Below are 21452 nucleotides of genomic sequence, written 5' to 3'. Positions count from 1 at the left end.
ACTTGCTTAAGCAGTGAGTTTAACCCGAATTTGCTTGGCGACCATAGCGTTTTGGACCCACCTGATTCCATTCCGAACTCAGAAGTGAAACAAAGTAGCGCCGATGGTAGTGTGGGGTTTCCCCATGTGAGAGTAGGACATCGCCAGGCTCTTATTTATTTTCACTTTTTTAAAAAGTGAAGACAAAATAGCGCACTTGCTTACAATGTAAGCAAGTCACCATAAGGTTCTAAATAAAGTTAGAATTTTATGTTGACTTTCAAAGTGTAGAGCGTATTATACGCACCTCGCTTAAGTGCTAAGGCACTGAAAGCCAAGCTCTTTAACAATATAGACCTATCAATCTGTGTGGGCACTCGTTGATGATAATCCAATTAGAAACTTCGGTTTCAAATTAGGTTTCAATGATACGAAGTGACCATTGAATCTTCGGATTCAGCACAGTCAATTCATTATCGTTCTGTTGGAACGATAATAGCTTTAAAATTACATTAGTAGTTTTGAAGTCAGTATTCATTGAGCCGAAAAAACTTTAAATTGAAGAGTTTGATCATGGCTCAGATTGAACGCTGGCGGCAGGCCTAACACATGCAAGTCGAGCGGAAACGAGTTCACTGACCCTTCGGGGAACGTGAACGGCGTCGAGCGGCGGACGGGTGAGTAATGCCTAGGAAATTGCCCTGATGTGGGGGATAACCATTGGAAACGATGGCTAATACCGCATGATGCCTTCGGGCCAAAGAGGGGGACCTTCGGGCCTCTCGCGTCAGGATATGCCTAGGTGGGATTAGCTAGTTGGTGAGGTAAGGGCTCACCAAGGCGACGATCCCTAGCTGGTCTGAGAGGATGATCAGCCACACTGGAACTGAGACACGGTCCAGACTCCTACGGGAGGCAGCAGTGGGGAATATTGCACAATGGGCGCAAGCCTGATGCAGCCATGCCGCGTGTATGAAGAAGGCCTTCGGGTTGTAAAGTACTTTCAGCAGTGAGGAAGGGGTGTGTGTTAATAGCGCATATCTTTGACGTTAGCTGCAGAAGAAGCACCGGCTAACTCCGTGCCAGCAGCCGCGGTAATACGGAGGGTGCGAGCGTTAATCGGAATTACTGGGCGTAAAGCGCATGCAGGTGGTTTGTTAAGTCAGATGTGAAAGCCCGGGGCTCAACCTCGGAATAGCATTTGAAACTGGCAGACTAGAGTACTGTAGAGGGGGGTAGAATTTCAGGTGTAGCGGTGAAATGCGTAGAGATCTGAAGGAATACCGGTGGCGAAGGCGGCCCCCTGGACAGATACTGACACTCAGATGCGAAAGCGTGGGGAGCAAACAGGATTAGATACCCTGGTAGTCCACGCCGTAAACGATGTCTACTTGGAGGTTGTGGCCTTGAGCCGTGGCTTTCGGAGCTAACGCGTTAAGTAGACCGCCTGGGGAGTACGGTCGCAAGATTAAAACTCAAATGAATTGACGGGGGCCCGCACAAGCGGTGGAGCATGTGGTTTAATTCGATGCAACGCGAAGAACCTTACCTACTCTTGACATCCAGAGAACTTTCCAGAGATGGATTGGTGCCTTCGGGAACTCTGAGACAGGTGCTGCATGGCTGTCGTCAGCTCGTGTTGTGAAATGTTGGGTTAAGTCCCGCAACGAGCGCAACCCTTATCCTTGTTTGCCAGCGAGTCATGTCGGGAACTCCAGGGAGACTGCCGGTGATAAACCGGAGGAAGGTGGGGACGACGTCAAGTCATCATGGCCCTTACGAGTAGGGCTACACACGTGCTACAATGGCGCATACAGAGGGCAGCCAACTTGCGAGAGTGAGCGAATCCCAAAAAGTGCGTCGTAGTCCGGATTGGAGTCTGCAACTCGACTCCATGAAGTCGGAATCGCTAGTAATCGTGGATCAGAATGCCACGGTGAATACGTTCCCGGGCCTTGTACACACCGCCCGTCACACCATGGGAGTGGGCTGCAAAAGAAGTAGGTAGTTTAACCTTCGGGGGGACGCTTACCACTTTGTGGTTCATGACTGGGGTGAAGTCGTAACAAGGTAGCGCTAGGGGAACCTGGCGCTGGATCACCTCCTTATACGATGATTATCGTGATGAGTGTCCACACAGATTGATACGGTTTATAAAGTTTAAGAGACGATACTGGGTCTGTAGCTCAGGTGGTTAGAGCGTTCGCCTGATAAGCGAGAGGTCGGTGGTTCGAGTCCACTCAGACCCACCAATTCCTTTTAAGGGGTTGGCGACAGTATCGACACCTGATGGGGCTATAGCTCAGCTGGGAGAGCGCCTGCCTTGCACGCAGGAGGTCTGCGGTTCGATCCCGCATAGCTCCACCATCTTTAAGCGCATTAGTGATAGTGCTTTTAAAAATGGTTTTCATCAGAAAATCTCGCTCTTTAACAATTTGGAAAGCTGACAAAACAACAATTTATTGTTGTTTGTAAAGTTCTCAAAGTATTCCTAAGGGAATACAACTAAAAACACATTCAAGTGTTCTTGGGAACAACATATTTAGATGTTGTTCATATTTGAGTCCGGCAAAATCGAACTGTCTCTCGCTCATTCAAATAATGAGAGACAACTTTGGTTGTTTAACGTCAATTCGAAACTTCTTCGGGTTGTATGGTTAAGTGACTAAGCGTACACGGTGGATGCCTTGGCAGTCAGAGGCGATGAAGGACGTATTAACTTGCGATAAGCCCAGATTAGGCAGTAAAAGCCACTTGAGTCTGGGATTTCCGAATGGGGAAACCCACTTACATAAGTAAGTATCGTTATGTGAATACATAGCATAACGAGGCGAACCGGGGGAACTGAAACATCTAAGTACCCCGAGGAAAAGAAATCAACCGAGATTCCGAAAGTAGCGGCGAGCGAAATTGGACTAGCCCTTAAGCTTTATATGCGTTAGACGAACGGTCTGGAAAGTCCGGCGATACAGGGTGATAGCCCCGTAGTTGACAACGCACATTCAGTGAAATCGAGTAGGGCGGGACACGTGATATCCTGTCTGAATATGGGGGGACCATCCTCCAAGGCTAAATACTACTGACTGACCGATAGTGAACCAGTACCGTGAGGGAAAGGCGAAAAGAACCCCTGTGAGGGGAGTGAAATAGAACCTGAAACCGTGTACGTACAAGCAGTAGGAGCACCTTCGTGGTGTGACTGCGTACCTTTTGTATAATGGGTCAGCGACTTATATTCAGTGGCAAGGTTAACCATCTAGGGGAGCCGTAGGGAAACCGAGTCTTAACTGGGCGTTCAGTCTCTGGATATAGACCCGAAACCAGGTGATCTAGCCATGGGCAGGTTGAAGGTTGAGTAACATCAACTGGAGGACCGAACCGACTAATGTTGAAAAATTAGCGGATGACTTGTGGCTAGGGGTGAAAGGCCAATCAAACCTGGAGATAGCTGGTTCTCCCCGAAAGCTATTTAGGTAGCGCCTCGGACGAATACTACTGGGGGTAGAGCACTGTTAAGGCTAGGGGGTCATCCCGACTTACCAACCCTTTGCAAACTCCGAATACCAGTAAGTACTATCCGGGAGACACACGGCGGGTGCTAACGTCCGTCGTGGAGAGGGAAACAACCCAGACCGCCAGCTAAGGTCCCAAATTACTACTAAGTGGGAAACGATGTGGGAAGGCTCAGACAGCCAGGATGTTGGCTTAGAAGCAGCCATCATTTAAAGAAAGCGTAATAGCTCACTGGTCGAGTCGGCCTGCGCGGAAGATGTAACGGGGCTAAGTAGTAAACCGAAGCTGCGGCAATGTGCTTTTGCACATTGGGTAGGGGAGCGTTCTGTAAGCGGTTGAAGGTGTGTGGTAACGCATGCTGGACGTATCAGAAGTGCGAATGCTGACATGAGTAACGATAAAGGGGGTGAAAAACCCCCTCGCCGGAAGACCAAGGGTTCCTGTCCAACGTTAATCGGGGCAGGGTAAGTCGACCCCTAAGGCGAGGCCGAAAGGCGTAGTCGATGGGAAACGGGTTAATATTCCCGTACTTCAACTTATTGCGATGGGGGGACGGAGAAGGCTAGGTGGGCCTGGCGACGGTTGTCCAGGTTCAAGTGCGTAGGCTTAAGAGTTAGGTAAATCCGGCTCTTTCTAAGGCTGAGACACGACGTCGAGCATCTACGGATGTGAAGTCATTGATGCCATGCTTCCAGGAAAAGCCTCTAAGCTTCAGATAAGTTGGAATCGTACCCCAAACCGACACAGGTGGTCGGGTAGAGAATACCAAGGCGCTTGAGAGAACTCGGGTGAAGGAACTAGGCAAAATGGTACCGTAACTTCGGGAGAAGGTACGCTCCTGGCGGTGAAGTCCCTTGCGGATGGAGCTACTAGGAGTCGCAGATACCAGGTGGCTGCAACTGTTTATTAAAAACACAGCACTGTGCAAAATCGTAAGATGACGTATACGGTGTGACGCCTGCCCGGTGCCGGAAGGTTAATTGATGGGGTTAGACTTCGGTCGAAGCTCTTGATCGAAGCCCCGGTAAACGGCGGCCGTAACTATAACGGTCCTAAGGTAGCGAAATTCCTTGTCGGGTAAGTTCCGACCTGCACGAATGGCGTAATGATGGCCACGCTGTCTCCACCCGAGACTCAGTGAAATTGAAATCGCTGTGAAGATGCAGTGTACCCGCGGCTAGACGGAAAGACCCCGTGAACCTTTACTACAGCTTGGCACTGAACATTGACCCTACATGTGTAGGATAGGTGGGAGGCTTTGAAACCAGCACGCCAGTGTTGGTGGAGCCGACCTTGAAATACCACCCTTGTAGTGTTGATGTTCTAACTTGGTCCCCTCATCGGGGATGAGGACAGTGCCTGGTGGGTAGTTTGACTGGGGCGGTCTCCTCCCAAAGAGTAACGGAGGAGCACGAAGGTGGGCTAATCACGGTTGGACATCGTGAGGTTAGTGCAATGGCATAAGCCCGCTTGACTGCGAGAATGACAATTCGAGCAGGTGCGAAAGCAGGTCATAGTGATCCGGTGGTTCTGAATGGAAGGGCCATCGCTCAACGGATAAAAGGTACTCCGGGGATAACAGGCTGATACCGCCCAAGAGTTCATATCGACGGCGGTGTTTGGCACCTCGATGTCGGCTCATCACATCCTGGGGCTGAAGTCGGTCCCAAGGGTATGGCTGTTCGCCATTTAAAGTGGTACGCGAGCTGGGTTTAGAACGTCGTGAGACAGTTCGGTCCCTATCTGCCGTGGGCGTTGGAGAATTGAAAGGGGCTGCTCCTAGTACGAGAGGACCGGAGTGGACGAACCTCTGGTGTTCGGGTTGTGTCGCCAGACGCATTGCCCGGTAGCTAAGTTCGGAATTGATAACCGCTGAAAGCATCTAAGCGGGAAGCGAGCCTTGAGATGAGTTCTCCCTGATACTTTAAGTATCCTAAAGGGTTGTCGTAGACTACGACGTTGATAGGTCAGGTGTGTAAGCGTTGTGAGGCGTTGAGCTAACTGATACTAATTGCCCGTGAGGCTTAACCATACAACACCCAAGGGGTTTTGATGGGCTCAATGAAAGAACATTGAATGTGTGATAACGAGAAATACAAACAGCTTTCCAGATTATTAAACTTGCTTAAGCAGCGAGTTTAAACCGAATTTGCTTGGCGACCATAGCGTTTTGGACCCACCTGACTCCATTCCGAACTCAGAAGTGAAACAAAATAGCGCCGATGGTAGTGTGGGGTTTCCCCATGTGAGAGTAGGACATCGCCAGGCTTGCTTCCTTGTTTTTAGATTTTGAAAAATCTAAAGGCAAAACTAAATAAAGCGAGCTAACCATAAGACTTTATTTAGTAAAAAATACCACTGCGGAGTGGTAGTTCAGTTGGTTAGAATACCGGCCTGTCACGCCGGGGGTCGCGGGTTCGAGTCCCGTCCACTCCGCCACTTATACGAAGCCTCAGTCGAAAGACTGGGGCTTTTTTGCGTTCATGTGAGCATGTTTCGTCCTTTGGACGAATGAGTCCCGGTTGTGTGCAACCCCAGCCACTCCAACACTTATACGGAGCGATAGGGCACTTTTACGTGTTGTCCCCTACAGTTTAATGCTTCTTGCTCGTGTGCCACTCCACTTGAACACAAATCGAATCAATGAGTTATTTTTCTATAACTCTTGCGCGAGATCGCTATATGTCCTCCATTGAGATCTATAGCACTCAATACGACATGGTTATTTATTATCTTTCTTTGAAGCCCCCCTCTTTACCATTTATGGAAGATGATACATAAGGATATATGACGCTTTATTTGCACCAAATTTTAATAAACTTTATCCGGCGGCAATTACAGTGACAAAGGGAAATGTCTTGGGATAGTTGAAGGTAGGTAACAGACCTGAATTTATAGGGGGGTGTAAGGCTCACGTGGCTCGATAAGCGAATAACTTTAGGGTATGTATCTCTTGTTATACAAAGTCGCTTGATGGTCTTTTTAGGTGGGTTTCATCGTTAATAAGGTGGCTATCACTACTTATAAGTGATTTGTCACTCTCGTCCTCAACATGTGAACACTTTCAATATGAGACAGCCGATAAAGAAAAGCCGCTACTTACATAAATAAGTAACGGCTAATTCTAATACTTTAAAAATCCGGTCTTAGTTCATGCCGTATTTTTTTAGTTTCTTGCGAAGAGTACCGCGGTTGATACCCATCATAGTCGCTGCACGTGTTTGATTGCCGCGAGTGTACTGCATGATTGTATCTAGTAGTGGCTGTTCTACTTCAGCTAGAACTAATTCGTATAGTTCTGTTACTTCCTGGCCATTTAGTTGAGCAAGGTAGTTTTTAAGAGATGCTTTAACAGAGTCACGTAAAGGCTTCTGAGTAATCTGGTCTTGTGACGTTACTGTAGTTACTGTTAATGCTTCTGAAGTCAGATTTTGTTCGAACATATTCGGTCTAGCTCTTCTCTTAATTATGATGCAACGTTATCAAAATAACCTTCTAGCGCTTCGATTTGCAGCGTTGCTACATCGATAGCGTTGAAGGTACGGCGAAACTCACTTGCTTGCTCATGTTCTTTGAGGTACCAACCTACGTGCTTTCGCACGATACGTGGACCTAAGTACTCTCCATAAAATTCATGTAGAGCATTTACATGACCAAGCATAATGGTTTTCACCTCCTCTGGAGGAAGCTCATCCATTGTGGTGCCGTTTTCCAAATAGTGATGGATTTCTTGGAAAATCCAAGGACGGCCTTGGGCAGGACGTCCAATCATTAAAGCGTCCGCACCGGTATACTCCAGTACAAACTTGGCCTTCTCCGGACTATCGATATCACCGTTCGCGATAACCGGAATTGATATGGCCTCTTTTGCCGCTTTAATGCTGTCGTATTCGGCCTCACCTTTGTACATACATGCCTTTGTTCTGCCATGCAGAGCAAGAGCTTGTACGCCGCAGTCTTCGGCTAATTTAGCGATTTGGACACAGTTCTTGTTTGCTGTATCCCAGCCAGTGCGGGTCTTTAACGTTACAGGAACGTTCACTGAGTTCACTACCGCTTTTAATATCTCTTCGATAAGATTTGGGTATTGAAGCAGTGCAGAGCCCGCTAGCTTTTTATTCACTTTCTTTGCCGGGCAACCCATGTTGATATCGATGATTTGCGCACCGTTTTCAACACTGAATTGAGCTGCATCCGCCATAAGCTGTGGATCGGAACCTGCAATTTGTACTGAGCGAACGCCCGATTCGCCTTCATGTACCATACGTTGTTTCGACTTTGACGTTTTCCATAGTTTTGGATTAGCGGACATCATTTCGCTGACAGCCATTCCAGCACCATAACGAAGACATAACTCACGGAACGGTCTATCCGTTACACCAGCCATTGGGGCTACGATTAGATTGTTCTTAAGTTGGTAGTTTCCGATTTTCAAAACGTCACACAGTTCTGTACTAGCAAGGGCGCGCATTTTACGCATTTTTTCACTGCGTGAAAAGACTAATATTTGAGCATTTACAAAATGTTTTTGTAAATTGTATAATTTTCAAACAATTAGTATAAAAAACCTTATTTAGCCTTGCTTGCGGCCAGATATGCGGCACCATTCGTTTTGCTCAACGATAGGATCGATGTGCAACTGATCACGATAGTAATTCGCGACGTCTTCTGCTTGGGTATCTAAAACACCAGACATGGCAAGATGACCGTTGGGTTTGACCAGGCTCTTGATGACAGCGGCCAATTCGCGCAATGGACCTGCAAGGATGTTTGCGACAACGACATCTGCGCTAAGGCCTTGTGGCTGATTTTGAGGGAGATAGACGTGTAATTGATCAGCGACACCATTTCGTTCCGCGTTATCACGAGAGGCTTGTAAAGCTTGCGGATCAATATCGATCCCAATCACCTTTTCAGCACCGAGCTTAATTGCTGCGATGGCTAGAATTCCTGAACCACAACCAAAGTCGATAACGGTTTTACCGGAGAGGTCAAGACCTTCTAACCACTCAAGACAAAGAGCGGTGGTTGGATGGGTGCCTGTACCAAACGCAAGGCCGGGATCTAGCATGACGTTCACCGCTTCTGGTTCTGGAACTTCACGCCAACTCGGGCAAATCCACAAACGCTGGCCAAACTTCATTGGGTGGAAGTTTTCCATCCATTCGCGTTCCCAGTCTTTGTCTTCCAGTTGCTCTACCTTATAAGCAAAATCTTTTGTAAGCATGTTGCTCGCTTGAATGTGGCTGATGATAAAGCTTGTATCCGCTTCTGCATCATAGAGTGCCAGGATGTCAGTATCACCCCATAAGCGGGTCTCGCCAGGTAATGGTTCGAATACAGGTGTATCCTGTGCGTCTAGAAACGTTACTGATAGGGCACCCGTTTCTTCCATTAGCATGTCACCGATTTGCTCAGCGTTTTCATTCGTCGCGTTGAGTTTGATTTGAATCCAAGGCATTGGTTTGGCTCTTACAGTAGATTAAGTGGCGCAGAGTTTACCAGAACTCTGCGATTTGTTTGAGTATAGATACTATACAAAACAAAAATGCCCACAGATGTGGGCATTTGTCAGAAGTTTAACAAGGCTTATTGTAGGCCTAGTTTCTTCTCTAGGTAATGAATGTTGGCACCGCCGTGCTGGAAGTTCTCATCATTCATGATTGCCACTTGTAGTGGCACGTTAGTTTTAATGCCTTCGATGATCATCTCACCAAGTGCGTTTTTCATTCGCGCAATCGCTACATCACGGTTCTCACCGTAAGTGATCAGCTTACCAATCATTGAATCGTAATGAGGAGGTACTGAGTAACCCGTGTAGATGTGCGATTCCCAACGTACGCCCATGCCACCCGGAGAGTGGAAGCGTTCAATCTTACCTGGTGATGGTAGGAAGCGTTCTGGATCTTCTGCGTTGATACGACACTCAATTGCATGGCCGCGGATCTTAATGTCATCCTGAGTGAATGACAGAGGCTGGCCTGCAGCAACACGTAACTGCTCTTTGATTAGGTCGATACCCGTTACCATTTCTGTTACTGGGTGCTCTACCTGAATACGAGTGTTCATTTCGATGAAGTAGAACTCACCGTTTTCGTATAGGAATTCGAACGTACCTGCGCCGCGGTAACCGATTTCGATACATGCACGAGTACAACGCTCACCGATGTACTTACGCATTTCTTCGGTAATACCTGGTGCCGGCGCTTCTTCCACAACTTTCTGATGGCGACGCTGCATTGAACAGTCACGCTCGCCAAGGTGGATAGCACCACCTTGGCCGTCAGCAATGACCTGAACTTCAACGTGACGAGGGTTTTCTAGGAATTTTTCCATGTAAACCATATCGTTGTTAAACGCTGCTTTTGCTTCTGCACGTGTCATAGCAATAGCTTGTACTAGCTCTTTTTCAGAACGTACAACACGCATACCACGACCGCCGCCACCGCCTGACGCTTTGATGATGACTGGGTAACCAATGCGTTTAGCAAACGCTTTGTTTTTCTCTTCATCATTGTCTAGTGGGCCGTCAGAACCTGGTACACAAGGAACGCCCGCTTTTTTCATTGCGTTTATCGCTGACACTTTGTCACCCATCAAGCGGATAGTTTCTGCTTTTGGTCCAACAAAGATGAAGCCACTGCGCTCAACTTGTTCTGCAAAATCTGCGTTTTCAGACAAGAAGCCGTAACCTGGGTGGATTGCCACTGCCCCTGTGACTTCTGCCGCAGAGATAATACGTGGAATATTTAGGTAGCTGTCGATACCACGAGCAGGACCGATACATACGGTTTCGTCTGCGAGTAGCACGTGCTTAAGATCACGGTCAGCTGTTGAGTGAACAGCAACGGTCTTAATACCTAACTCTTTACAAGCGCGAAGTATACGAAGTGCAATTTCACCTCGGTTCGCGATGACTACTTTATCTAGCATAAGGCAAGCCCCGCTTATTCGATTACAACAAGAGGTTGGTCGAATTCAACTGGTTGTCCGTCTTCAGCAAGAATTGCTTTTACAACGCCAGATTTGTCCGCTTCAATTTGGTTCATCATTTTCATTGCTTCAACGATACACAGTGTATCGCCTTCGCTAACTTGCTGACCAACTTCTATAAATGCACCGGCGTCAGGACTTGGAGAGCGATAGAAAGTACCGACCATTGGAGAAAGAACTTGGTGACCAGCTGGAGCTGCTGCTGGTGCCTCCGTTGTAGTTGGTGCTTCTGCTACAGGTGCCGGTGCTGCTGCAGGCGCTGCTACTGGCGCAGCTGCGTAATGCATAGGCGCTGGCGCTGGTGCACCATGACGACTGATGCGCACAGATTCTTCACCTTCAGAAATCTCTAGCTCAGCGATGCCAGACTCTTCAACTAACTCAATTAGCTTCTTTATTTTACGAATATCCATGTTTACTTTCTCTTTTATCTTGTGATTAAGACAACCTTTTCAGGTTGCAGAGTGTCAGGGTTACTTTGATTGCAGCTTAGCTATCGCTGCAGACAAAGCGAATTCATAACCTTGCGCGCCTAAGCCGCAAATTACGCCTTCTGCTTTATCAGACAGATAAGAATGATGGCGAAACGGCTCACGTGCATGCACGTTTGAAAGGTGTACTTCGATAAATGGTATAGCCACGCCAAGTAATGCATCTCTCAGTGCGACACTCGTATGAGTGAAAGCTGCTGGATTAATGATGATGAAATCAACGTTATCATAGGAGGCATGAATGGCTTCAATCAGTTCGTATTCACGATTTGATTGTAGATGATCGAGCTCTATACCTGCCTGATGAGCTTGTTCAGTTAAGGTATCAACGATTTGTGCTAAAGTACTTGTACCGTAATGTGTTGGTTCTCGGAGACCTAACAGGTTGATATTTGGTCCATTTAGAACAAGAATTCGTGATTTTGCTGACATTGTGTGGCTATCTTCCCTTATCGTGAGTGGAACGCTTATGTTCCTATATATACGATAATTCAGCACGATTTTTTTGTTAAAACCGAGCAAATTTTAAGAAATCGACCAAGATTATAGCTAATTCATAGCAATTAGCAGCAATTTACTGGTCTAATCTCCTAATGTGCTACCTGATTTCTGTAACCGGGTTAACAAAAATAACATAATTGCCATTCACCTTTTGAGGGTATTTTGTCGCAAAAGTTAAAAAACCGCCATGTAGATTGGCGGTTTTGAAATGAAGAGCTTGAAACGAAGTTGCAACTTATACGAGTTCAGCCTTCTCCGCGATAAGCTTGTCCACTACGCTTGGATCTGCCAGGGTGGAAGTATCGCCTAGATTACTGGTATCTCCGGTGGCAATCTTGCGCAAGATACGACGCATAATTTTGCCTGAACGTGTCTTCGGTAATGAGTCTGTCCAATGCAGCACATCTGGTGTTGCGATTGGACCGATTTCCTTCCTAACCCAATCTTTTACTTCCTTGTGTAACTCTGCTGATGGAAATTCACCATCATTCAACGTGATGTAAGCGTAGATCGCCTGACCTTTAATGTCATGTGGAATACCCACGATCGCGGCCTCAGCAATTTTATGGTGTGCAACAAGTGCGGATTCGATCTCCGCTGTACCCATTCGGTGGCCTGAGACGTTCAGTACATCATCCACACGACCTGTAATCCAATAGTAACCATCTTCATCACGTCGAGCACCATCACCTGTAAAGTACATGCCTTTGAATGTGGAGAAGTAGGTTTGTTCAAAGCGTTCATGGTCACCGTAGACCGTACGCATTTGACCAGGCCATGAATCGAGAATCACTAAGTTGCCTTCGCTCGCACCTTCAATCACATTCCCAATGTTATCAACCAGTGCTGGTTGTACACCGAAGAATGGGCGAGTCGCAGAGCCCGGTTTAAGATCAGTGGCTCCTGGCAATGGTGTGATTAGGATGCCACCTGTTTCCGTTTGCCACCAAGTATCAACAATTGGTGATTTTTCATTACCGATAGTTTTGTAGTACCACTCCCATGCTTCAGGGTTGATTGGCTCACCGACAGAACCCATGATACGCAGACTGTCACGAGTCGTGCCGTCTACTGCTTCATCCCCTTTCGCCATCAGTGCGCGAATTGCAGTTGGTGCCGTGTAGAGAATATTCACCTGATGCTTGTCAACAACTTCACTCATGCGGCTTGTATTTGGATAGTTTGGCACCCCTTCGAACAAGATGGTTTTCGCACCATTCGCCAGTGGACCATAGACAAGGTATGTGTGACCGGTAATCCAGCCTACATCTGCTGTACACCAGAAGGTTTCACCTGGTTGGTAGTCAAAAACGTATTTGAACGTCATGGCCGCATAAACCAAGTAGCCACCTGTTGTATGTAATACGCCTTTAGGTTTACCGGTTGAGCCTGACGTGTAGAGAATGAAGAGCGGATCTTCTGCGTTCATCGCTTCTGGCGGGCAAACATCAGATACTTTTGATGTTGCTTCATGCCACCAAACATCACGATGATCATGCCATTCTACATCACCACCGGTACGCTTCAGAACGATCACTTTGCTGATGGTTTTTACATCAGGGTTAGTCAGGGCCTCGTCAACGTTCTTTTTCAATGGTACTGCACGCCCACCACGAACCCCTTCATCGGCAGTGATGACCACTTTTGCATCTGAATCGATAATTCGGCCAGATAGCGCCTCAGGTGAGAAGCCACCAAACACGACGGTATGAACCGCACCAATGCGCGTACATGCGAGCATTGCGATAGCCGCTTCCGGGACCATTGGCATGTATAGACATACCACATCACCTTTACGCACCCCTTGTTCTTTAAGCGCGTTGGAGAATTTACACACTTCTTTGTGCAGTTCATTGAAGGTTAGTGTTTTATCATCTGTTGGGTCATCGCCTTCCCATATGATGGCTACATCGTCACCGTGCTCTGCTAGATGGCGGTCAATACAGTTGGCAGAGACATTGAGTGTGCCGTCTTCAAACCAGCGAATGTCGACATGGCCTGTGTCGAAAGACGTGCTCTTAACTTTGGTGAAAGGTTTAATCCAATCAACAATTTTGCCATGTTCGCTCCAAAAGCCTTCTGGATCGTTCACCGACTGCTGATACATGGCTAAGTAGGTATCATTATCCGCGTGTGTATGAGTTTTAATGTTTTCTTTTACCGGATAAACGTGGGCTTCGCTCATGGCTTCTCTCCTTGTGCCTTTCATTCTCGGCCTTACATCAAACTACGTAACATGTTGGGCTACGCAATATGTTGATTCTTTATATTTGTAGGGCTGTTTATTACTTTCAAATTTGGTCATCGTCTTAATAGCGACGCTGTGCGTATAACTGTTAGTCACGGCGCGTATTTCTACAATTAGACTTTAGGATGAGAGTGACGAGTACGCAGGAAAATCTCTCAAACAAGCGATATTATGAGAGCTATATCAATACTTGTTAGCGATAAGGTGCGGTGATATTGGGTAAGTCACCTTTGGTAAGACGGACAAAAACCAATGCCGCAGAAATGGCATCTTGCAACGCGTCGTGCTTATCCTGAATGGGGAGCTCTAGGTGTTTACAAATTGCATCCAAGCTTAAGTCGAAATAGGCATTGGGTAAGTGCCTTTCCAGCTTATCATGATAGATCTGGCTGACTTCAATCAGCGAGTTCGGCAGTGGAAAGCCCAATTGTCGCTGACAGGCCAAATCTAATATTTTTTTATCATAGCGAATGTGATATCCCACTAACGGGCGGTTTCCAATGAAGTCTAATAATTTTAATAGGGCTTCTTTTTCACTGATGCCATCGGCTAAATCTTGGTGGCGAATTCGATGGATTTTCACCGAGCCAGAATCGAGAGACTGAGGCGCACGTAAACGAACTTCGAATGGTTGACTGGTGATAATGCGGTTATCGATGATTTTCGTCGCTGCGATAGTAACCAACTCGGCTCGATTGGGATCTAAGCTGGTGGTTTCACAGTCAAGAGAAACGAACTCCGTTTTGTTAGGCGCACCAAATAGTGACTGATGGGGAGAGCCTTTCAGCCTATAATGCCAATATCTGCGTTGCAGCCAGTTCATATTCGTATCCCTTATATATGCAGAACAACAGGCCTAATCACGAATTTGATAGTGGAAGCCAAGGAACTGTTTAAACTTCTTCACAACATGCAAACTGTGGCGCAGTAGGTCACGTTCTGTTCTATCCAGCTGTTTGATGTCAATGTTGTTGAGCGCTTCTTGCTTACCGAGTTGTTGACTGAGACGAATTTTAAAAAATTGTTTGAGCGCTTCGCTTAAGTTATCCGCAGTTTCTGGCTCTAAAATGTGTTTGTTTCTCAAGGCCTCGATACGCTCGAAGGTGTTCTTTTCCTCAATGGCATACTCTAATGACAGAGTGCGAATACCATGAACAATCGGGAAAATGCCTCCTCGTTTGATGTCTAACCCATCCTTGGCACTTTTTACGTTACCAAACAGCGTTAAGGGGACAGAGAACTGAAGAGCAGGACGAGTGAAATCGGACAATACCAGCATGCGGTCCTTCATCGTGTCTCTGAGATGTTCGGTGATGGGGGTCAATAACTCTCGGTTGCCAGCCACAGCGTGAGCATCACTGAATATGGCTAAGTCCATGATCTGTTCAGGCTGAGCTTTCTCAATCCAGCGATCTAAGGTGGTTATCCAATTGTGCTGTGTTTTCACCCATTTCGGGTTGTTGACCATGACTTTACCCGGGCAGAGTGGATAACCCAATTGCTGTAACGTGTGAGTAAAGGCTTGCATGATCTGAGTGCATTGGGGCCATTCCAGTCCATTTTCCAAAATCAGCGCGTTGTCCTGGTCGGTCTTAAGAATTTGTTCGCCACGTCCTTCGGAACCTAACACAATTAAGCAGCAGTGTTTGTGCAGCGCTGGGGGGACGATTAACTCAAAGGCCTTTTCAATGATTTGTTCGTTGACTGCGGAAATCAGTTCCATAATAAAGCGCGTCCGTATGCCATTTTTTAACAAGCTTTCTACCAATTGGCGTTGTCGATTTGAAGCGAGGACTAACTCTTCTACGCTGCTGGCTCGGGCAATACTCAGTGTGAGAACGTGAGAGTGCGTAGAAAAGGCACTGAGAATCTGCGTCATATCCAACATGCCGACAGCTTGGTTGCCATCGCATACCATGAGACGCTTCATGCGGTTACGTGTCATGGTGATCATGGCATTAAACAGAAAATCACCATCATCGACATGATAAACCGGGAAGGTTGCAATTTCGCCGACAGGTGTGGTGACTGCACAACCGTCTAACATCACCGAGTGGAGCATGTTGGTACGCGTAACAATGGCATACGGGTGTGCTGACGGCCATTGTTCTAGCCTTGGGTCGTTTGGAGGGATTGTCACTAAAGCGGCATCAATACTGTTTTCTTTAAGGGTTTGAGTGACTTGATTAATCGGCGTTTCCGGTGCAAGGATCATCGGAGGGTGATAAATACTGCGATCGACTTTGGTAAGAATAAACTCGGCTAGGTTTTGCTGTTGCTGGGCGGCTTCTATCAGTGCTTGGCGTTTTGATAAGTTGTTATCAAAGTAAGCGGCAAACTGTCCGTTCTCGTTATAAAGCTCTATAAACACGTTTTTGGGCAGCAAGTACGACAGGGTGTCTTCGAGCGCGACATATTGGTGACGAACATTGTCTTCAAATTGAGAGCGGACATCAAACATATCGTCGTTAGCGTAGTGCGCGAAAACCTCGGTTTGGTCTTTGGAACGTTCTTCTACCGCGCCTTTTATCAGGATGTGCAAATGAGGATTGGTTTGCCCGCTAGATAAAATGACATCTCTGGCACGATAATAGGCCACATCGAGAGACGAACGCAGTCGAGTCTGTTGTTGATGGGTTAGACGATCGAATGGGGGAGACTGCATATTAAATTTATCAGGCATGTGTGCACCTAATGTTGGGAAGAATACACTCTAAGTCTGACAAATTTCTTCCCGTAAGCCAGACGACTTTGGTCTAACGCACCTCTTTCTTTTCTCAATATGTTATTTGGTGAGAATTTGCGCTCTATCGAGGAAACGGTAAGTTGCTTATTCTTCCCTTTTTCTCCCACGCTTTGCGATCAATAATCCACGGGTATACTCAAGCACCTGCACGTTACTTGAGTATAGAACGTTGGTGTTTAAACTAGGATAATAATAATGTTGAAACCTTCTCCGTATGGCTGGATTTCCCAGTATTTTCTCGGGTTCTTTTTTGCTTATGGTGTTTATCTGCCATTTTGGTCTTTGTGGTTTAAAGAGCAAGGTGTCTCTCCAACTGACATCGGTTTACTGGTTGGTTTGGGGTTGGCGACGCGTTGTGTCGCGAATTTAGTTATTACGCCCCGAATTCATCGGGTTGAACGTCTCATGCCCACTTTACGTTGGCTAAGCTTTGCTGCCCTTATTTTTGTTGGCTTCCACTTTTTCACGGGCGGCAATTTTTGGTTAATGGCGTTAGCAACAGTACTGTTTAATTTGTGTTGTGGTCCCGTGGTGCCCTTGTCCGACGCAATGGCGAATTACTACGCCCGCCTTAAAATGCTGGACTACGGTCGAACGCGTTTATGGGGGTCGCTGGCGTTCATCGGTGGCTCGACGGTGGTGGGATACTTAGTGGCTGAGTTTGGGTCAGATATGATCTTGTATACCGCCATTGTAGGTATATTGGTCTCGTTATTGTTTGCGATGCGAAATACTAACCCAATGCCTGTCACGCTTGGAAGCCAGCATGCAGAACGACCAAAACTATCAACGTTGTTAACCGATAAGCCAGTTATCAAATTTTTAGTGTTAGCTTCACTGATTCAAGGCAGTCATGCGGCCTACTACGGTTTTAGTGCTATTCACTGGAAGACGGCAGGCCATTCGGAAGACGTGATCGGTTATCTGTGGAGCTTAGGGGTGGCTGCTGAAGTTGCTGTATTCGCGATGAGCAAGCGACTGTTTGCCGGATGGTCTTTACGTACCATGTTTGTTGTTGCGGCTTGTGGTGTGATGATGCGCTGGGGGATAACGGCTGGAACTACCTCGATTGTTGCTTTAGTCATTGTGCAGTTATTGCATGGGGTGACGTTTGCTGCCGCGCACATTGCCGCGATTCAATACATTCAAAACTCCGAAGAGAATAAAATGGTGGCATTGCAAGCGTTGTACAATGCGATCCCTCTAGGCGCATTTATCGCGTTGATGACGGTGCTAAGTGGCTGGGGATATGAACACTGGGGAGCTGCGGTTTTCTGGGCCATGGCGGCAATGGGATTGATCGCCCTATTTATTAAATTGGAACCACAACAGCCAGCTACCCATGCTGTTGACTTGTCTGATAATGCACTTGAAACACAGAATTAAACTTCTGTGACAACGGTTAAGAACTAACCTTTGTCTCCATTGTAAAAGCAGTGTTAAATGAAACCTCTCCCTTATGGAGAGGTTTTTTATTTCTGTAAGAAAGGATATCGGATGCAAGGATGGTTGGTGGTTCCCGTTTCTCTAGCGTACTTGGGGACTTTATTTATTATCGCTTGGTACGGCGACATTCAGAAACGCTGGCTTGCGCGTTGGCGACCGTGGATCTACAGCCTATCCATTGCGGTGTATTGTACTTCGTGGACCTTCTACGGCACTGTTGGTCAGGCGAGTAGTAACCCTTGGTCTTTCTTACCTATCTATATCGCACCGATTCTTGTATTTACGATTGGTTGGCGCTTACTTGCCCGTCTCATCTTAATCGCCAAGCGTGAACATATTACGTCGATTGCCGACTTTATTGGTGCTCGATATGGCAAGTCACAGGGCTTGGCCGTGGTGGTTACGCTGATCGCAGTGGTCGGTATTCTTCCCTATATCGCTTTGCAATTGCGTGGTATCACCATGGGGCTGGAGGTGATATCACCAACGTTAGCGACAGACTTCGGTTATCAGAATCACAGTGTTTCGTGGTTTGTCGTCGGTGCGTTAGCCATTTTTACCATGCTGTTCGGTACACGGCACATTGACAACACGGAGCATCACCGTGGAATGATGATGGCGATTGCGTTTGAATCGATCGTCAAACTATTCGCGTTTTTAGTCGTAGGGGTGTTTATTGTTTGGCTAGCGCTGAATTCAGAAGGCTTTAGTTTGGTCGACATTGCCGTGGAGACTTATCAAGCGCCGAATATTCCCACCATCCTCATTCACACCGTATTGACCATGTTGGCTATCGTCTGCTTGCCACGTCAATTTCATACCATGGTGGTCGAAAACGAACGCGCGCAAGACTTGCATGTCGCACGCTGGTTGTTCCCACTTTATTTGGTTCTTATGGGCGTTTTTGTTTTGCCGATTGCGTGGGTAGGGCAAGGCTTATTGAGTGGCACTTCACCCGACACTTATGTGATCAGTTTACCCATGTCGGTAGGGGCGAGTGAGGTGGCTTTACTGGCTTTCCTTGGTGGAACCTCTGCTGCGAGCGGTATGGTGATCGTCTCTACGATCGCTTTGGCGATTATGGTGTCGAATGATTTGGTGATGCCGCTGATTTTACGGCGTATGCGTTTAGCGCAGCGTAGTCATCAGCATTTTTCTGAACTGTTGGTGTTGATTCGTCGTGCGCTGATTCTAATTTTATTGATTGGTGCATGGGGCTTTTATCAAGCTTTGGGCTCGATTCACTCACTCTCTGCGATCGGTTTTCTCTCGTTTGCCGCGATCACGCAATTTGCACCAGCTTTGATTGGAGGCATGTATTGGCGTCAAGCGAATAAGAAAGGTGTGTATGTTGGTCTTGCCGTCGGCTTTGCCCTGTGGTTGATCACATTGATGACACAAACGGATTTGCTGGCTGGTAATGCGAGTAATAACTTGCTGATTTGGATGATCACCCCTCCTGAAGTGATCGCTAACTTAGATGTTTCTATATCAGACTGGGGCATGATTCTTAGCGTGTTGGTAAATATGCTCTGTTTTGTTGTCGTTTCTTTGGTGACGAGACCAAGTCTAAGTGAGCGCTTACAATCTGCCGCTTTCGTTGGCACGCCGTTACCAGAAAGTGAAAATATCAGCCTATACCAAAGCCGTGTGACTGTTGCTGAGTTGGAAATGCTCGCGTCACGCTTTGTTGGTCGACCTCGAGTCAAAGTGGCCTTTCAAGCATATTGGTCTCAGCAGCGCGAGGAGTTGATGCCCAACCAGCAAGCCCCTTCAACATTGATTCGCCATACCGAACGAGTATTGGCTGGGGTGTTTGGTGCCTCTTCTGCTAAGTTAGTACTTACTTCTGCCTTGCAGGGCAGAAACATGCAGTTAGAAGAGGTGGCGACCATCGTGGATGAGGCCTCTGAGCTGTACGATTTCAGCCGTGGATTATTGCAGGGGGCGATAGAACACATCGGCCAGGGTATTGCTGTAGTGGACAAACAGCTGCGGCTGGTGGCATGGAACCAGCGTTATCTGGAGTTGTTTGAGTTCCCCCCGGGACTGATTCAAGTAGGAAGGCCCATCGCAGAGGTTATCAGGCACAATGCGGAGTGCGGTTTATGCGGTCCAGGCGATCCGGAAGACCATGTTCGCCGCCGTGTGTATCACCTAGAGCAAGGTACCCGACATACCTCCTCCCGCGTACGCCCTGATGGTAGAGTCATAGAAGTCCAAGGTAACCCAATGCCTGGTGGTGGTTTTGTGATGAGTTTTACGGACATCACGGTTTTCCGCGATGCAGAACAAGCACTGAAAGAAGCGAATGAGACGTTGGAAGAGCGTGTACGAGTGCGTACTCGAGAGCTTGAACAACTGAATAAACAACTGGTCGCCGCGACGCAGCGTTCTGACCTAGAGTCGAAATCCAAATCTCGCTTCCTTGCTGCCGTCAGCCATGACTTAATGCAACCCCTTAATGCGGCAAGACTATTTGCCTCCTCTCTTTCTGAAGTCGCCAAAGATAGTGAAACGAGAAAGCTCTCCTCGCACATTGAAAGTGCACTCGGAGCAGCAGAAGATTTGATTGGCGACTTGCTGGATATTTCCCGTTTGGAATCGGGCAAGCTGGAAGTACATGTGCAAAGTTTTGCGGTGAATGACGTGTTGGCGAACCTGAATGCAGAGTTCAGCGCGTTAGCCAAACAGCAGGGGATCGAGTTCACCATGATCCCATCTTCGCTTATGGTGAAATCGGATCCAAAACTGTTGCGTCGTGTGGTGCAAAACTTTCTCACCAATGCGTTTCGTTACAGCCCGAAGGGCAAAGTCGCATTGGGTGTGCGTCGGGTGAAAGGACAGGTGCGCATTGATGTGTGGGATAACGGCATGGGCATTGCTGAAGATAAGCAGCAGGAGATCTTTGAAGAGTTTAACCGCGGCACACAAGTACGCTCGGATCAAGGCTTAGGTCTGGGACTGGCGATTTCCAAAGGGATTGCACAAGTTCTGGAGCATGAGATTTCTATGCGTTCTTGGCTGGGTCGAGGCAGTGTGTTCTCGATCACGCTGGATAAAGCCGAGAATGTCCAGCCGCGGCCAGTTCAGGCTGTGAGCCCAACTCAATCAGAGTTAAGCCATTTGAGAATTTTGTGTGTTGATAATGAGCCTGATATCTTGGTCGGGATGGAGAATTTACTCTCTCGCTGGGGGTGTGACACACGAGTGGCCATCGATTTAATGGAAAGTCTGCATGCCCTAGAAGATGGTTGGGTACCTGATGTTATTTTTTCTGATTATCGGCTCGATAATGGACGCACTGGTTTGGAAGTATTGCAGCAGTGTCGGCTGCGCTTAGGGAACACTTTTGAAGGGGTGATCATCAGTGCAGACCGCACCAACGATATGTTGGATGGTATTAAAGCAAACGGCTTTAGCTTTATTGCTAAGCCAGTCAAACCATTGAAGTTACGTTCAGTGTTAAATCGAGTTGCGTAGCGGTCAGTTACTAGTGAGTCAAAAGAGACCTCCGCGACGAGGTCTCTTTACT

At 47.3% G+C, this 21452-nt stretch carries 11 protein-coding genes, 3 tRNA genes and 4 rRNA genes; 9 read left to right on the top strand and 9 right to left on the bottom strand.

Translation table 11 applies throughout. The annotated features are described in order from the left end of the window. Positions 1-33 precede the first annotated feature (33 nt). From rrf (ONE56_RS12725) to ONE56_RS12695, 7 genes are all read left to right on the top strand, one after another. A 5S ribosomal RNA gene (rrf, locus tag ONE56_RS12725) occupies positions 34-149 on the top strand. 385 nt (positions 150-534) lie between these two features. Next, positions 535-2087 (top strand): 16S ribosomal RNA (locus tag ONE56_RS12720). 67 nt (positions 2088-2154) lie between these two features. After that, positions 2155-2231 (top strand) — tRNA-Ile (locus ONE56_RS12715). 39 nt (positions 2232-2270) lie between these two features. Beyond that, positions 2271-2346, top strand: a tRNA-Ala gene (locus tag ONE56_RS12710). A gap of 288 nt (positions 2347-2634) precedes the next feature. Next, a 23S ribosomal RNA gene (locus ONE56_RS12705) occupies positions 2635-5524 on the top strand. A 120-nt stretch (positions 5525-5644) separates the two neighbouring features. Further along, positions 5645-5760: ribosomal RNA gene (rrf, locus tag ONE56_RS12700) — 5S ribosomal RNA — on the top strand. The 16S, 23S and 5S rRNA genes sit together here with 3 tRNA genes alongside, the layout of an rRNA operon. A 94-nt stretch (positions 5761-5854) precedes the next feature. Further along, positions 5855-5931, top strand: a tRNA-Asp gene (locus tag ONE56_RS12695). Between the two features lie 707 nt (positions 5932-6638). Here the strand turns inward: ONE56_RS12695 and fis are convergent. The 9 genes from fis to ONE56_RS12650 all read right to left on the bottom strand — a co-directional run bounded on the left by fis (position 6639) and on the right by ONE56_RS12650 (position 16408). After that, the gene (fis, locus tag ONE56_RS12690) at positions 6639-6935 is read right to left on the bottom strand and encodes a DNA-binding transcriptional regulator Fis (protein ID WP_000462885.1); all 297 of its coding nucleotides are present in this window, start codon (positions 6933-6935) and stop codon (positions 6639-6641) included. Between the two features lie 23 nt (positions 6936-6958). Continuing rightward, on the bottom strand, positions 6959-7927 hold the full coding sequence (gene dusB, locus ONE56_RS12685; protein WP_041155025.1) for a tRNA dihydrouridine synthase DusB: 969 nt from the start codon (positions 7925-7927) through the stop codon (positions 6959-6961). A 138-nt stretch (positions 7928-8065) separates the two neighbouring features. After that, positions 8066-8953: a 50S ribosomal protein L11 methyltransferase gene (gene prmA, locus ONE56_RS12680; protein WP_331438795.1), complete on the bottom strand. Its 888-nt coding sequence runs from the start codon at positions 8951-8953 to the stop codon at positions 8066-8068. 128 nt (positions 8954-9081) lie between these two features. After that, the gene (gene accC / locus ONE56_RS12675) at positions 9082-10425 is read right to left on the bottom strand and encodes an acetyl-CoA carboxylase biotin carboxylase subunit (protein WP_331438794.1); all 1344 of its coding nucleotides are present in this window, start codon (positions 10423-10425) and stop codon (positions 9082-9084) included. A 14-nt stretch (positions 10426-10439) separates the two neighbouring features. After that, a complete protein-coding gene (accB, locus tag ONE56_RS12670; protein ID WP_041154945.1) occupies positions 10440-10898 on the bottom strand; it encodes an acetyl-CoA carboxylase biotin carboxyl carrier protein in 459 nt (152 codons plus the stop codon). Between the two features lie 60 nt (positions 10899-10958). After that, entirely contained in the window at positions 10959-11408 is a 450-nt protein-coding gene (gene aroQ / locus ONE56_RS12665; RefSeq protein WP_041154946.1) for a type II 3-dehydroquinate dehydratase, read from the bottom strand. Positions 11409-11712: 304 nt separating this feature from the next. Further along, complete coding sequence (gene acs / locus ONE56_RS12660; RefSeq protein WP_423839962.1) at positions 11713-13662, bottom strand: acetate--CoA ligase; 1950 nt, start codon at positions 13660-13662, stop codon at positions 11713-11715. Positions 13663-13918: 256 nt separating this feature from the next. Next, a complete protein-coding gene (locus ONE56_RS12655) occupies positions 13919-14548 on the bottom strand; it encodes a 3'-5' exonuclease (protein ID WP_041154947.1) in 630 nt (209 codons plus the stop codon). Positions 14549-14581: 33 nt separating this feature from the next. Then, positions 14582-16408, bottom strand: coding sequence for a DUF294 nucleotidyltransferase-like domain-containing protein (locus tag ONE56_RS12650; RefSeq protein WP_423839961.1), 1827 nt, complete (start codon positions 16406-16408; stop codon positions 14582-14584). 258 nt (positions 16409-16666) lie between these two features. Between ONE56_RS12650 and ONE56_RS12645 the strand changes: the two genes are divergently transcribed. Next, positions 16667-17857 carry a 3-phenylpropionate MFS transporter gene (locus tag ONE56_RS12645; RefSeq protein ID WP_423839960.1) on the top strand — a complete coding sequence of 397 codons (1191 nt, stop codon included), beginning with the start codon at positions 16667-16669 and terminating at the stop codon, positions 17855-17857. Positions 17858-17968: 111 nt separating this feature from the next. Continuing rightward, complete coding sequence (locus ONE56_RS12640) at positions 17969-21400, top strand: hybrid sensor histidine kinase/response regulator (RefSeq protein WP_041154950.1); 3432 nt, start codon at positions 17969-17971, stop codon at positions 21398-21400. Positions 21401-21452: the final 52 nt, after the last annotated feature.

This window comes from Vibrio mytili (assembly GCF_049563345.1).
Taxonomy (GTDB): Bacteria; Pseudomonadota; Gammaproteobacteria; order Enterobacterales; family Vibrionaceae; genus Vibrio; species Vibrio mytili.
Note: the sequence above shows the minus strand (reverse complement) of the source record. Positions and strands in the feature narration are given on the sequence as shown.

Coding starts and splice junctions, on each gene's coding strand:
- ONE56_RS12655 (WP_041154947.1), bottom strand. CDS start 14,548: ATGAACTGGCTGCAACGCAGATATTGGCATTATAGGCTGAAAGGCTCT.
- acs (WP_423839962.1), bottom strand. CDS start 13,662: ATGAGCGAAGCCCACGTTTATCCGGTAAAAGAAAACATTAAAACTCAT.
- ONE56_RS12640 (WP_041154950.1), top strand. CDS start 17,969: ATGCAAGGATGGTTGGTGGTTCCCGTTTCTCTAGCGTACTTGGGGACT.
- ONE56_RS12645 (WP_423839960.1), top strand. CDS start 16,667: ATGTTGAAACCTTCTCCGTATGGCTGGATTTCCCAGTATTTTCTCGGG.
- fis (WP_000462885.1), bottom strand. CDS start 6,935: ATGTTCGAACAAAATCTGACTTCAGAAGCATTAACAGTAACTACAGTA.
- ONE56_RS12650 (WP_423839961.1), bottom strand. CDS start 16,408: ATGCCTGATAAATTTAATATGCAGTCTCCCCCATTCGATCGTCTAACC.
- aroQ (WP_041154946.1), bottom strand. CDS start 11,408: ATGTCAGCAAAATCACGAATTCTTGTTCTAAATGGACCAAATATCAAC.
- accC (WP_331438794.1), bottom strand. CDS start 10,425: ATGCTAGATAAAGTAGTCATCGCGAACCGAGGTGAAATTGCACTTCGT.
- prmA (WP_331438795.1), bottom strand. CDS start 8,953: ATGCCTTGGATTCAAATCAAACTCAACGCGACGAATGAAAACGCTGAG.
- accB (WP_041154945.1), bottom strand. CDS start 10,898: ATGGATATTCGTAAAATAAAGAAGCTAATTGAGTTAGTTGAAGAGTCT.